This window comes from Desulfomicrobium norvegicum (assembly GCF_900114595.1).
Taxonomy (GTDB): Bacteria; Desulfobacterota; Desulfovibrionia; order Desulfovibrionales; family Desulfomicrobiaceae; genus Desulfomicrobium; species Desulfomicrobium macestii.
Window position 1 is genome coordinate 507,388 of sequence record NZ_FOTO01000001.1, and the last position, 12,999, is coordinate 520,386.

A 12,999-nucleotide genomic window follows, 5' to 3' on the forward strand; every position below is an offset into this window, starting at 1 on the left:
GGCACCGCGACTGTCGCCTTGCTGTCAGCTTCCTTTCAGAGCGAAACGAATCGGCAGCAAGGCGGCACACTCCATACCCCGCCCTCCCCGCGTGGCGGGGGCGTAAACGGATGCCCTAACCGCGGCCAGGGCGGCTTCGTCAAAGCCGTGCCCTCCGCCCTCGACAACCTGGGCGTCCCTCAGATCTCCGCCGGGGCCTATGACCAGGCGCAGGACCACCAGCCCTTCCCGGCCTCGGCGGCGGGCCAGTTCCGGATATTTGGGCATGACGCGCTGAATGAAGCGAGGCCCGTCCGCATCGCCAAAGCTTGCCTCCATGGGCCAGCGATGGCCTTCGCCATGTCCGCCACCCAGACCATCCGAGATGGAGGCGAGCGGCCCGCTCACCGCCGTCGGCCCTGTTGCCGTGCTCTGCAACTCGCCGTTAGAGTTGTCATTTGCGGCCGATTCCAACGCCACCGGACCGCTTTGCTTCGCTTCAGCAGGTGGCGCAGGTTTTTCCTGGACTTTGGGCGCATCTGTTTTGACGACCCGGACCGGCTTCCCTGGCTTGGCCTTGACGGAGCGTGGCTTTTGCACCGCAGGCACCACCGGGGACATGGGCATGGTCTCCCGGACCGGCTCCGTACTCGACGAAACCGACACCGGCGGACCGGAATTTTCGGCGGGTCCGGGAGGCGGGCCCGCATCCGGAATGCCGGATACAAGGCTGATGCCGAGCACTATATCAGGCAACGCCCTGTTCACGGGCAAGGTCAGACCCAGAAGAAAAATCAGGCCATGCAACAGCATCGCCATGCCAAGACAGGCCAAGGTCGAAAAACCGCTCCCGCGCGGCGCACTGCCCTCCGGCGCGGGAGGAAGAGGGTAACATTCGCACTGCCCGAGCTCCGGTACGTCAAGACAGGCGGGGTCTGTAATCCCGACTAGATTGCTCATGAATTCAAGGAGTAATATGATTTATGTGACGCATTGACCCATAACCCATCCCATTCGTGTAATCAATACAAAAAGCGTGACACCATGCACATATCATTTCCCCATTGATCCAACCACTCATTTCAGCACCCACGATGAGCATCCGGCTTTTCAACATGCCGGATATACACGACTCTTTTCAAAGCGGCAAAATTTTGCCGCAGCAATACCACAGACGCTGCAAATCGCGGCGGCGCATCACGGCATTCAGGATTTACTCTGGGAAATTAAGGCTGGAAAAAGCGATGAAACCGCCGGGAACTGGCGGGATGGGATCAGGTCAGCTTGAGGTCGTATTCGGCCAGTTTGTAGCGCAGGGTGCGGGGACTTACGGCCAGGATCTCGGCCAAACGGGCCTTGCTGCCCCCCGCCTCGGCCCAGCCCCTGATGATGGCCGTGACCTCGGCCTGGCGCACGGCCGCTTCCAGGGTCATGACGTTCTGGCCGCATTCCGTCGCCGGCAACCCGGTGGCCAGGCGCATTTCCAGGGGCAGATGGACGGGTTCAATGAGCGGATCGGCGCAAAGCAGGACCAGCCGTTCGGTAAGATTACGCAGCTCACGCACGTTGCCAGGCCAGGAATAGCCGCACAGGGTATCAAGGGTGGCCGGGGCCAGCCGCACATCGGGCTTGTGATAACGGTGCCGATACATGGCCAGAAAATATTCGGCCAGGGGCGGGATGTCGTCGATGCGCTCCCGCAGCGGCGGAAGGGTCACGGGGATGACGTTGAGACGATAATACAGATCGGCCCGGAATTCCCCGGCCGTGACCATCTTGTTCAGCACCCTGTTGGTGGCCGCAACGATGCGCGCGTCGAAAGGCTGGGTCTTCTCCCCGCCCAGGCGACGGAAGGTCTTTTCCTCCAGGACACGCAGAAAATCGACCTGATTGGGCGGCGGAATCTCGCCCACTTCATCCAGAAACAGGGTGCCGTCGGCGGCCATCTCGAAGCTGCCCTTGCGCTGGCGCTGCGCACCGGTGAAGGCTCCCGCCTCGTGCCCGAAGAACTTGTCGGCGAAGAGTTCGCCCTTGAGCACGCCGCAGTTGACGGGGATGAAGGGCTTTGCCCTGCGGCCCGAAAGCTGGTGCACGAGCCGGGCGAAGAGTTCCTTGCCCGTGCCCGATTCGCCGTAAACCAGGATGGTCGCATCCGAACCGGCCACCTGCGTGGCCAGACGATAAAGGTCCCGCATGGTGCGCGACTGGATGACGAACTTGCCAAGGCCGTCCTCGGTTCCAAGCTCCAATATCTCCGCTCCGGCGGAATCCTCCGGAGCATTCGGCAAATTATTGCCAGCTCGAACGCGCCCCCGACCCCTGGCTTTTTTACCGCTATCCGCTCGAAATTCCATTAATTATGTCCTTTATTACGCATACTGAAAAACCGGAAGGACGGCTTGAAAATTCCCCTCCCGACCTACCGGCCGATTGAGAAAAAAGGAACAAACTTGCCGATTGCGGCAATATTTTGCCGTTTACTCCCTGCGTTCGCACACGTCAACACACGGCCGGCGTGAATTTCCGTGCTGGCACGCTCCTTGCCTAGATAGAGCTTCGGATGCGCTGTGCATCGTGGTGCTGAATCAATCAATGCTTGAGGAAACGTGTAAACGGGAGCGAAACAGGAATGAAACTGAACACGAAGTGGATGCGAATTCTGGGAGGGGCCGCAATGGGCGCACTCCTGTTGGTCACTTTGGCTTGGGCTAGCAATAACCCCGAACTCGCGGATGAAGCAGCCAAACAGCTGGCGGAAGCCACGGGCACATCTTCCGCCCTGCCCTGGTGGGCCTGGCCTACCATCTTGCTGTTTTTCTGTTTTATACTTGGCATCATCGCGGTTCTTGCCGGTGTTGGCGGCGGCGTGCTCTACGTGCCGCTGGTGAGCGGATTTTTCCCCTTCCATCTTGACTTTGTCCGTGGCGCGGGCCTGCTTGTGGCCCTGGCCGGAGCCCTCGCCGCCGGTCCCGGTCTGCTGAAGCGCAACCTGGCCAGCCTGCGCCTGGCTCTTCCGGTGGCGCTCATAGCATCAAGTTGCGCCATCGCCGGCGCCTTCCTTGGCCTTGCCCTGCCGAACCACATCGTCCAGATGTGCCTGGGCGGCACCATCATGGGCATCGCCATCCTGCTTCTGCTCTCCAAGAACACGGCCCGTCCCGTCGTTGAAAAGCAGGACGCCCTGAGCCTGGCCTTTGGAATGAGAGGCGCCTACATGGAACCTGCCACCGGCGAGATCGTGGAGTGGAAAACACACCGCACCGTCATGGGCCTCCTGCTCTTCATCGTCATCGGCATCATGGCCGGCATGTTCGGACTTGGCGCAGGCTGGGCAAACGTTCCCGTCCTGAACCTGCTCATGGGCGCGCCGCTCAAGGTCGCCGTCGGCACCAGCAAATTTCTCCTCTCCATCACCGACACCTCCGCCGCCTGGGTTTATCTGAACCAGGGTTGCGTCATCCCGCTCATGGCCATTCCCTCCATCGTGGGACTGATGATGGGTTCTTTCGTCGGCGTGCGCCTGCTGGCCATCGCCAAGCCCACCTTCATCCGCTACATGGTCATCGGCGTGCTGCTCTTCGCGGGTGGAAAGGCATTGGCCAAGGGCCTGGGCTTCTAACATATTCCAGAATCTAAGGAGAAAAGACATGAATAAACCAGATACCAACGCGCCTGCCGAACAGATCGCATACGCCAACATCCTCTTCTACGGATGTTGGAGCGGCCTCGCGCTCATGCTGATAACTTACGTGCTCTACGTCACCGGCATCATGGACCCCTACGTGTCCATGGACAACGTGATCAAATACTGGGGGTTGCCCGTGGGACAGTATCTCGCGGACAACAACGTGCCCACCGGCTGGGGCTGGGCGACCCTACTGTCCAACGGCGATTTCCTGAACTTCCTTGGAATCGCGCTTCTCGGCGGCCTGACCATCGTGGCCTACATTCCGGTCACCCTTGCCTACCTCAAGAAAAAGGACTTCGTGTTCGCCATTATTGCGTTTCTTGAAGTTCTGGTCCTCTGCTTCGCGGCATCCGGAATCGTCGGAGGCGGCGCGCACTAAAGGAGAGGCTCGTGCTCAAACGGATTGAAGAATTGATCGGCACCGATTGCCCGGACCTGCCCTCCCTGTTGGATGGGCTGCCCGTTGGGGTGGCCCTCCTGGACAACGAGGGGCATGTCCTCATGCTCAACAAAGCCCTCGAAGCCCTGACCGGATACAACCGGGAAGAAGTGCGCGGACTGCCTTGCAGGCACGTCCTGCGCAGTCGGGCCTGCCTGCAGGACTGTCCCCACGGGAAGGAGACGGTTCCGGGAGTCGGGATCGAGACCGATTGCATCAACCGTCATCACCGCAAGATTCCCGTCCGCATCACTCCGGTGCGCGTTCTGGATGGAAACAACCGGCCCATCTGCGTGCTCGACGTGGTGGAAGAATTGACGGCCCTGCGGGAAATCGAGGCACGCCTGTCCCAGGTCGCGGACCACGGCCAAATCGTGGGACGCAGTCCGGCCATGAAAAAGATTCTCGGCCTTGTGCCTGTCATCGCCCAGCACGACACTCCGGTGCTGATCACCGGCGAAACCGGCACAGGCAAGGATCTTTTGGCCGAATCGGTGCACAAGGCCTCGCCACGATCACGCGAGCCTTTCGTGCGCTTCAGCTGCGGGCCCATGCCCTCCGAACTGCTCGACGCCGAACTGTTCGGACGCATGCAGGGGCCGGACGGAGAACTCAAGTCCGGCAGGTTCCAGCAGGCCCAGGGCGGAACCCTGTACCTCTCGGAAATCGCGGATCTGCCTCTCTCGCAGCAAAGCAGTCTGGTCAGATTTCTGGACGAGGGCACCATTCTGCCTGTCGGCGCGGGCAAACCCATGCGGGCGAACGCCCGGCTCATGGCTTCCACGGCCGAGTCGCCGGAAAAGCTGGTGCAGGAGGGGCGTCTGCGGGAGGATCTTTTCCATCGCATTTCAGCCATCCGCCTGCACCTGCCCAGGCTCAAGGATCGCGGGGAAGACCTCGGGTTCCTGCTGCATCATTTCATGGGCCATTATGCGACGCGTTTCAAAAAGAACATCGCCGCCATAAGCCCCAAAGCCCAGCGCCATGTGTACGCCCACGATTTTCCGGGCAACGTGCGCGAGCTCAAAAACATCATGGAATTCGCCGCCATGGTATGTAGCGGCGACACCATCCGGACCGAGCATCTGCCCATGCACCTGACGGACGACGCCGAAACCGAAGCGCCTGTTCGCCCGGTGGAAAAGAGTCGCAAGGCCGGTCGCAAGAACACGGAGGAGCGATAGCAATGGAACGCCGCGTGCTGATCACCGTCGCCAAGGACGAAATCGCCCCTCGCTTCGACCTGACTACCGAAGCCCTGTTGCTGACCATTTCCGAAAGCGGAGAAATCGTCTTGCGCAAGTCCTTTCTTCTGGCTTACGCTTCCGGAGACGAACTTTGCGATCTGGCCCTTTCCAGGGACATCGGCACCATCGTCTGCGGAGGCATTGAGGACGAGTATTACCACTATCTGCGCTGGAAGCGCATCGACGTCATCGACTCGGTCATGGGTCCGGTGGAACGCGTTGTCTCCCGCCTGACGGAAGGAACACTCAAAGCCGGAGACATCCTCTACGACCGGGCATTGGAAACGACATGAAAAAAATCCTGTCCGGCCCCATGGAAGCCATCAAGGCCGATCTGGCCACGGAGATCAATTCTCCCGACCGCTACAAGCTGTTGCGGCGCAAGATCGTTTCGCTCATGGCCCTGGTCACCCTGCTGCCGCTGCTCTCGCTGGCCGCAATCAATTATTACGAGCACCAGAGCTCCATGTCGGCCGAAATCCAGGCCCCGCTCAGGGCGCTGGTGGGCAAGGCCAAGCATTCCTTCGAGCTTTTCCTGGCCGAACGGACCTCGGCGGTGAGCTTCATCGCCTCGGCCTACTCCTTCGACGAACTCTCCAACGACGCCAACCTGCAGCGCATCTTTCAGGTCATGCGCCGCGAATTCACCGGCTTTGTCGATCTCGGGCTCATCGATACCGCCGGCAACCAGGTCAGCTACGCCGGCCCCTACGATCTCAAGGACCGCAACTACACCTCCCAGGACTGGTTTCACCAGGTCCAGTTCAAGGGCACGTACATAAGTGACGTATTCCTGGGTTTTCGCAAATTTCCCCATGTGGTCATCGCGGTGCGGCACACCACGGAAAGCGGTCAGTCATGGATTCTGCGGGCCACCCTCGACACCATGCATTTTGACCGCATCATCTCGGCCATGGGCCTCGAACCGGGCAGCGACGCCTTTCTGGTCAATCGCAACGGAGTCCTGCAGACCGAATCGCGACGCTACGGGAAGGTGCTGGACATGTTGCCCTTCAGCCTGCCGCCAACGAATTTCGAATCCAACGTGCAGGGTATCCGCGACCCCGATCAGAACGACATCTTCATCGCTTCGGCCTTCATCGCCGACTCGGACTTCGTTCTCGTGGCCGTCAAGCTCAAGCCGACGTTCTTCAGCACCTGGTACACGGTTCGCCTTGACCTGCTTGTCATCTTTGTCACCGGCGTCATCTTCATCTTCATCGCCGTCTACCGCCTGACCAGCGTGCTCATCAACCGTTTGCAGGAAAGCGACGAACAGCGCCTCGGCGCCATCCACCAGATGGAGCATTCACAGAAGCTGTCCTCCATCGGTCGCCTGGCCGCGGGCGTCGCGCACGAAATCAACAACCCTCTGGCCATCATCAACGAAAAGGCCGGGCTCATGCGCGACATCATGGACCTGCGGCCCGACTTTCCGGACAAGGACAAGTTTGCCAGACAGATCGAGTCCATTCTCAGATCCGTGGATCGCTGCCGGGGCATCACCCACCGCATGCTCAGCTTCGCCAAGCGCATGGACGTCAAGATCGAGATTCTGGACCTGAACGCCGTGCTGGTCGAGACATTGGGCTTTCTCGAACGCGAGGCCCAATACCGCAATATCGAACTCAAGCGCGAACTCTCCATGAATCTGCCAAACATCGCCACCGATCACGGCCAGATTCAGCAGGTCTTTCTCAACATCCTGAACAACGCCCTGGCCGCCGTTCCCGACGGTGGACGGATCGTGCTCTCCAGTTGGAACGTGGATGACGACTATGTCGCCATCTCCATCGAGGACAATGGATGCGGCATGTCCGACGAGACGGCCAAGAACATGTTCGAACCGTTCTTCACCACCAAAAAGGAAAAAGGCACCGGGCTTGGCATGTCCATCACTTACGGCATCGTCAAACGCCTGGGCGGAGAGATCAAGGTCCAGAGCAAATTGAACGAGGGCACCACCATGACCATCCTGCTGCCCAAACACCCTGTGGAAGGTTAATCATGGATATGAACACATGGAACATCCTGTTGGTGGACGATGAAGTCGATTTCATCGTCACCCTGGCCGAGCGTCTGGAACTCAGAGGGGTCAACGCCCGCGTTGTCCATGACGGAGAATCGGCCCTCAAAGCCGTGGCCGACAATGTGCCGCAGGTGATCGTGCTGGACGTCATGATGCCGGGAATGAAGGGAATCGAAGTGCTGCAGAAGGTCAAAAGCGAACACCCGAAGGTCCAGGTCATCCTGCTTACCGGGCAGGGCAAGACGCGTGACGGCATCGAGGGCATGCGCCACGGCGCCTTTGCCTATCTGACCAAGCCCCTTGATCTCGAAGAACTGATCCGAACCATCAACGAGGCCATCAATCCGCCGGAAGGAATTCCACATGTCTGAAATCCCGAAAGAAGCGCGTTTCATGGGTGCGGTCACGGCTCAGAACATGCACGAAATGCAGAACATTCTGGCCATCATCCGGGAATCGGCGGGCCTCATGGGCGACATCCTCAAAGTCAACTCCAGGGTCGATTTCAAGCACAAGCCCAACATGGAGCGCACCCTTGAGAACATCACCTTCCAGGTGGACCGTGGCAAGGGGTTGCTGGACGCCACCAGCCGGCTGGCCCATACGCCGGACGCGGATCTGCTCGAATGCTGCGACCTGACCGCCTACTCCAAGACACTGTCCCAACTGGCCGATCGTTACGTACGTTTGAAGGGCGCGGCCCTGACCCTCACGGCCCCGCCCAACGCCTTGCCAGTTTCCATGGGCGCCCTGCAGGTGCTCATGAGCGGTTACAGGGCGCTGCAGTGGGCGGTGGGTACGGGCACCAAAGAAGGCGTGCTGCGTGTCGGCCTTGAAGGCGGAGCAGATTTTCATGTCCTGAACATTTATCCCCCGGACGGGGTGAGTCCCGACCCGGACGGAGTCGCCGCCTTGGGGGCGATGCTTGCGCCGGGTCGAGTGGAGTGGGACGGCAGTCGGCTGCGGCTCTTTTTTCCCGTTCAGTCTTGAGATCACAATCGCGGTAGGAGCACATGGACGAACCCAGCATTTTGCTCATTGATGACGAAGAAGCTTTCGTGACCACGCTGCAAGAGCGGCTTGAGATGCGCGGATTCTCGGCCAGGGTGGCCCTTGACGGTCAAAGCGGACTGGACATGATCGCCGAGGATCCGCCCGACGTGATCGTGCTCGACCTGCGCATGCCGGGAATCAGCGGCGTGGAGGTGTTGCGCCGCATTCGCAAGCAGTGGCCCGGCCTCCCCGTGATCATGCTCAGCGGGCATGGCTCGGACATGGACTTTGAGACCTGCGTCCATCTAGGGGCGGCGATGTATCACAAAAAACCGCTTGATATCAACACGTTGATAGAGAGTGTCCGTACCGTGACCCAAGGCAACCAACATCCCCAGCGGTAAATCGATATGGTACGAGTCCTGGTCGTTGACGACGAACGCGATTTCACGGACCTGCTCTCCGAGCGGCTGCGCACGCGCGGCATGGAGGTCCGAACAGCGTATGACGGGCAGGGGGCACTTGAGGTCGCGAAGATTTTCGCGCCGGAGGTCGTGGTCCTCGACATCACCATGCCGGGCATGAGCGGACTTGAAACCATGGACGCCCTGCGGGCCGAAAAACCCGCTCCGGAAGTGATCCTGCTCACGGCCGACACCACCCTGGGCACGGCCGTGGCCGGCATGAAAGGCGGCGCCAGGGATTACCTGACCAAGCCGACGGACATAAACGTCCTGGTTGCGGCCATCGGGGAAGCCGAAGGACGGCGGATGGAAAACATGTCCAGGCAGCGCATGGCCGAAACGGCCAAGCTGGCCGCCATGGGGGAGCTGGCCACGGGCGTGGCCCACGAGATCAACAACCCGTTACAGGTCGTGCTCAATGAGGCGGGATGGATCGAAGAAATCCTGGATGACGTGGTTCTTGAGAACAACAGCCGAGAGCAGATTCTCGAATCCATAGACCTGATCCGGCGCCAGGGCCTGCGTTGCAAGGCCATCACCTCCAAGCTGCTGACCTTGAGGTGCGCCTTGGACGCTAAGGGAACGACCGCAAGTCTCCCTGAACTGGCGCAGGATGTTCTCGATGCACGCCGGAACCGGATCGAGCAGATGAGCGCAAGGGTCGAGCAGCTCTGGCCGGAACCGCTGCAAGGAATCCGCCTGCCGGATTCGGAGTGGAACCAGGTCCTGGGCAACCTCGTCGACAATGCCCTGGACGCGCTCGAATCAACGCCCGCCAAGGAGCGCCTGCTGCGTTTGCAGGGCAGCATCGAAGACGCCCGGCTGCGGATTTCGGTCCAGGATTCGGGCTGCGGCATGGAAGAGCATCTGCTGACACGAATTTTCGAACCCTTTTTCTCCACCAAGGAGGTGGGCAAGGGGATTGGACTGGGGCTGGCTATTTGTCACGGCATCATCGAGGCCATGGGAGGGAGCATATCCGTGCGCAGCACACCTGGGCATGGCTCAACCTTCACCATAACGGTGCCCATGGCCGTGCATGCACACAACGAACATAACGGGCCGGAAGAACCGGCATCTGCCAAGGAGGAATGAACATGAACAAGATGAAGCTTCTGATCGTGGACGACGAGAAGGATCTCTGCCGCATTCTCGCCGATCGCCTGAATATCCTGTATGGCGTGTCTCCGGATGTGGCCCACACAGGTGACGACGCCCTGGAGATGGTCAAGAAGAAAAGCTACGATGTCGTGGTTCTCGACATCGAGATGCCCGGCATCGACGGCATCGAAACCCTCAAACAGATAAAGGCCATCAACTCCAAGATCCAGGTCGTCCTCTTCACCGGTCACGGCAGCGAAGAGACCCGCCGCCTGGCCGAAGTCATGGGCGCCTTCAGCTATGTCGACAAGATCGACGGCCTGCCCAAGCTCGCCCCCATGATCGAGGGCGCCTTCCGTCTGCGCAAGGTGCTCGAAGACACCTACGCCGACGCGGCCATGAACGAATACAACTAGGCACGAAAAGGGGGGAGCGCGATTGCTCGCACTCCCCCTTCAAATTTTCATCCGGCCTTTTTTCAGCCCATTCCGTAAAGCACGCAAAGCAGATTCATGGCCTTGGCCCCGTCATCCCACTTCGGGTTCCCGGGCACGGCGCAAAGCACTCCGAGTCCTTCGCTGTCCTCGTGAAAATCTTCCTCGCCCATGTCCGTGATGACCACGGTGTTGAGCATGGCGTTGACGCGCAGCAAATCCATCACAAAGGCCTTGTAGTCCATCCCGGGCGTCATGGCGTCGACCACGACAAGCTGCCAGGGCGGGGTCTTTGCACGGCTCAGTACATCTTCCGTGCTTTTCGCCCACTCGACATCGCCCCCCAGTCCCTGCGCAAAATCGTGCAGAGCTTCGTTCCGATCGGTGACAATGACCACCTGCATGTCGTTCTCCTTCAAAGGTGCTTGAGAAAAAGGCCGAACGATCTCCATCGGCGAAATCGTCCGGCCAGGAGGATGGCTATTGACCGCCGCCGCAGGTGTATTCCTGGGTAAAGGGCACCAACGCGCCCTTCAGGAGCGCGTCCACGGCCGTTCCGACACTCGGTGCGCCGGCGCCGTAATAAACCTGGATGCCAACCTGGTTGAAACCCATCAGCGGACGCATGCCCATGCCGCCGGCAATGAGCAGGTTCACTCCGTTGCTGGCCAGATGATTGACGGGGGCCATGCAGCCGCCCTGGGCATGAGGGACGTTGGGGAGGGTGCTGACCTGAGCCACGGAGCCGCCCTCGACGTCGATGATGGTGTACAGGTCGCAATGCCCGAAATGAGCGCCGACTTCTGCTTCAAGTCCGCCCGGGAGCGCCGAAGGGACTGCAATTCTTACTTTTTCCATGAACGTGATTCTCCTTGTTCGATAAACTTATGAATGCAAAAGATCCGTGATCGTCCGCCACGCCTGCCGAACCTGCGTGGCGATGGCGCTGTCTTCGCCCTCGGTAATGGCCTGCCTTCGGACCATGGCCTCGGTGACCGCCGTGTCATGAGGCAGCAGCGCAGCCAGGGTGTAGCCCTTTTCCTTGCACAGCGCACCAATTCGACTTGTTTGCTCTGGATTGAGGTCATGCTTGTTGACCACGACCGCGACCCTGGTGCGGAAATGATCGCACAGGCTGGCCACCCGCTCCAGATCGTGCACTCCCGATGGAGTTGGTTCGGTCACGACCACGGCCAGATCCGTCTGTGAAAGGGAAGCTATGACCGGACAACCGATGCCTGGCGCGCCGTCGCACAGGATGAGTTCAAGGCCGCGCTCTTCGGCGAGGACGCGGGCCTCTTTCTTCAGGCGCGAAACCAGAAGCCCCGAATTCTCCTGCCCAGGGAAAAGCTGCGCATGCACCATCGGACCGAAACGGGTCTCGCTCATGTAATGCTGCCCGCAGTGACGGGGGGGGAAATCTATGGCCTGCTCCGGGCAGAAAGCCACGCAGACCTTGCAGCCCTCGCAACGCAGCGGGGCGATGCGGTACACGTCACCGTCCTGATCGATGGCATCGTACCGGCACATGGATGCGCACAGGCCACAGCCCGAGCACTTTTCCGGATCGATGATAGCCTCGTGCCCGGAAATGAAGGCCTCGTCGCGAACGACGGCGGGATCCAGCAGAAGATGCAGATCCGGCGCGTCCACGTCCAGGTCGCAGATCACCTTGCTCTCGGCCAAATGGGCGAACGCGGCAGTCAGAGAGGTCTTGCCGGTGCCGCCCTTGCCGCTGATCACAACTACCTCACGCATTTCGGGCCTCCTTGGCCATACGCCGCAAGTCCTGGCCCAGCTTGACAAACAGTTCGCCCAAGCCCTCATCCATTTCGGCCAGGATCATCCCTTTGGAGTAATGCTCCGCGATGTCGCGGCGGTAGGGAATTTCGGCCAGGATAGGCAGGTTTTGGGCCGTGCAGAATTCGTAGACACGCTTGTCTCCCAGACCAGCCCGGTTAATGACCACGGCGATGGGCTTGCCGTAGGGGGAAAACGCCTCGAAGGCCAATTTGAAATCATGAAAGCCGAACGGCGTGGGCTCGGTGACCAGCACGATGACATCGCTGTCGGCAACGGCGCTCATGGCCGGGCAACTCACGCCGGGAGGGGCGTCGACGAGCACGTCCAGGGACCGCTCCTCGCTCTCTGCCCTCATGCATGAACGCACGTGCCGCATGAGCGGGGGGCTCATGGCCTCGCCGACGCGCAGCCGCCCGGTCAGGCACGGCAACGCGCCCCGGGCAACACCGCGTTCCATGACGCCAAGCTCGCGAGTTCCCGTGCCGATGGCGCCTTCGGGACAGATGGCCATGCATCCGCCGCAACCATGGCACATCTCCGGAAAGGTCATGATGGCCTTGCCCATGACCGCGATGGCCTTGAACTGGCACAGCTCGGCGCACTTGCGGCAATGCGTGCACTTGCTCTCGTCCACTTCGGGCACTTCGATGGTCACGACGTCGGTGTCCGTGACTTCCGGTTTCAAGAACAGGTGAAGATTTGGTTCTTCCACATCCAGATCAACGGCCATGAGAGGCCGGGACCAGGAAACGGCCAGAGAGGCCGTGACCGTGGTCTTGCCCGTCCCGCCCTTTCCGCTGGCAACCGAAACGATCATGATGG

Annotated in this window: 16 protein-coding genes; 10 read left to right on the forward strand and 6 right to left on the reverse strand. The window is 60.3% G+C overall.

Features of this window, described 5'->3' with window-relative positions; genetic code table 11:
* Window positions 1-24 precede the first annotated feature (24 nt).
* Both BMZ24_RS20070 and BMZ24_RS02305 read right to left on the reverse strand, forming a co-directional pair.
* On the reverse strand, window positions 25-939 hold the full coding sequence (locus BMZ24_RS20070; RefSeq protein ID WP_092188838.1) for an energy transducer TonB: 915 nt from the start codon (window positions 937-939) through the stop codon (window positions 25-27).
* A gap of 314 nt (window positions 940-1,253) precedes the next feature.
* Window positions 1,254-2,228 carry a sigma-54 interaction domain-containing protein gene (locus BMZ24_RS02305; protein ID WP_225940227.1) on the reverse strand — a complete coding sequence of 325 codons (975 nt, stop codon included), beginning with the start codon at window positions 2,226-2,228 and terminating at the stop codon, window positions 1,254-1,256.
* A gap of 425 nt (window positions 2,229-2,653) precedes the next feature.
* On the opposite strand from BMZ24_RS02305, the gene BMZ24_RS02310 reads away from it, so the two are divergent.
* Genes BMZ24_RS02310 through BMZ24_RS02355 form a run of 10 tightly spaced genes read left to right on the forward strand, consistent with a single transcriptional unit; the run spans window position 2,654 to window position 10,356 of the window.
* Window positions 2,654-3,598: a sulfite exporter TauE/SafE family protein gene (locus tag BMZ24_RS02310; protein WP_244150266.1), complete on the forward strand. Its 945-nt coding sequence runs from the start codon at window positions 2,654-2,656 to the stop codon at window positions 3,596-3,598.
* 28 nt (window positions 3,599-3,626) lie between these two features.
* Window positions 3,627-4,046 carry a DUF1634 domain-containing protein gene (locus BMZ24_RS02315; RefSeq protein WP_092188844.1) on the forward strand — a complete coding sequence of 140 codons (420 nt, stop codon included), beginning with the start codon at window positions 3,627-3,629 and terminating at the stop codon, window positions 4,044-4,046.
* An 11-nt stretch (window positions 4,047-4,057) separates the two neighbouring features.
* The gene (locus BMZ24_RS02320; protein WP_092188846.1) at window positions 4,058-5,290 is read left to right on the forward strand and encodes a sigma 54-interacting transcriptional regulator; all 1,233 of its coding nucleotides are present in this window, start codon (window positions 4,058-4,060) and stop codon (window positions 5,288-5,290) included.
* A gap of 2 nt (window positions 5,291-5,292) precedes the next feature.
* Entirely contained in the window at window positions 5,293-5,646 is a 354-nt protein-coding gene (locus tag BMZ24_RS02325) for a NifB/NifX family molybdenum-iron cluster-binding protein (RefSeq protein WP_092188848.1), read from the forward strand.
* Window positions 5,643-7,358 (forward strand): sensor histidine kinase, encoded by a 1,716-nt coding sequence (locus tag BMZ24_RS02330; RefSeq protein WP_092188850.1) that lies wholly within the window; start codon window positions 5,643-5,645, stop codon window positions 7,356-7,358. Before BMZ24_RS02325 ends, BMZ24_RS02330 begins: the two co-directional genes overlap by 4 nt.
* Before the next feature lie 2 nt (window positions 7,359-7,360).
* Window positions 7,361-7,753 carry a response regulator gene (locus BMZ24_RS02335; RefSeq protein ID WP_092188852.1) on the forward strand — a complete coding sequence of 131 codons (393 nt, stop codon included), beginning with the start codon at window positions 7,361-7,363 and terminating at the stop codon, window positions 7,751-7,753.
* A complete protein-coding gene (locus BMZ24_RS02340; protein WP_092188854.1) occupies window positions 7,746-8,372 on the forward strand; it encodes a hypothetical protein in 627 nt (208 codons plus the stop codon). Before BMZ24_RS02335 ends, BMZ24_RS02340 begins: the two co-directional genes overlap by 8 nt.
* A gap of 23 nt (window positions 8,373-8,395) precedes the next feature.
* Window positions 8,396-8,779 carry a response regulator gene (locus BMZ24_RS02345; RefSeq protein ID WP_092188856.1) on the forward strand — a complete coding sequence of 128 codons (384 nt, stop codon included), beginning with the start codon at window positions 8,396-8,398 and terminating at the stop codon, window positions 8,777-8,779.
* Window positions 8,780-8,785: 6 nt separating this feature from the next.
* On the forward strand, window positions 8,786-9,934 hold the full coding sequence (locus BMZ24_RS02350) for a hybrid sensor histidine kinase/response regulator (RefSeq protein WP_092188858.1): 1,149 nt from the start codon (window positions 8,786-8,788) through the stop codon (window positions 9,932-9,934).
* Between the two features lie 2 nt (window positions 9,935-9,936).
* Window positions 9,937-10,356, forward strand: a complete 420-nt coding sequence (locus BMZ24_RS02355) for a response regulator (protein WP_015774444.1) — start codon at window positions 9,937-9,939, stop codon at window positions 10,354-10,356.
* Between the two features lie 62 nt (window positions 10,357-10,418).
* Here BMZ24_RS02355 and BMZ24_RS02360 read toward each other — a convergent pair whose 3' ends face one another.
* From BMZ24_RS02360 to BMZ24_RS02375, 4 genes are all read right to left on the reverse strand, one after another.
* Entirely contained in the window at window positions 10,419-10,778 is a 360-nt protein-coding gene (locus tag BMZ24_RS02360) for a DNA-binding transcriptional response regulator (RefSeq protein ID WP_092188860.1), read from the reverse strand.
* A 76-nt stretch (window positions 10,779-10,854) separates the two neighbouring features.
* Entirely contained in the window at window positions 10,855-11,232 is a 378-nt protein-coding gene (locus BMZ24_RS02365) for a NifB/NifX family molybdenum-iron cluster-binding protein (protein ID WP_092188862.1), read from the reverse strand.
* A 27-nt stretch (window positions 11,233-11,259) separates the two neighbouring features.
* On the reverse strand, window positions 11,260-12,132 hold the full coding sequence (locus tag BMZ24_RS02370) for an ATP-binding protein (protein ID WP_092188864.1): 873 nt from the start codon (window positions 12,130-12,132) through the stop codon (window positions 11,260-11,262).
* Entirely contained in the window at window positions 12,125-12,994 is an 870-nt protein-coding gene (locus BMZ24_RS02375) for an ATP-binding protein (RefSeq protein WP_092188866.1), read from the reverse strand. Before BMZ24_RS02375 ends, BMZ24_RS02370 begins: the two co-directional genes overlap by 8 nt.
* Window positions 12,995-12,999: the final 5 nt, after the last annotated feature.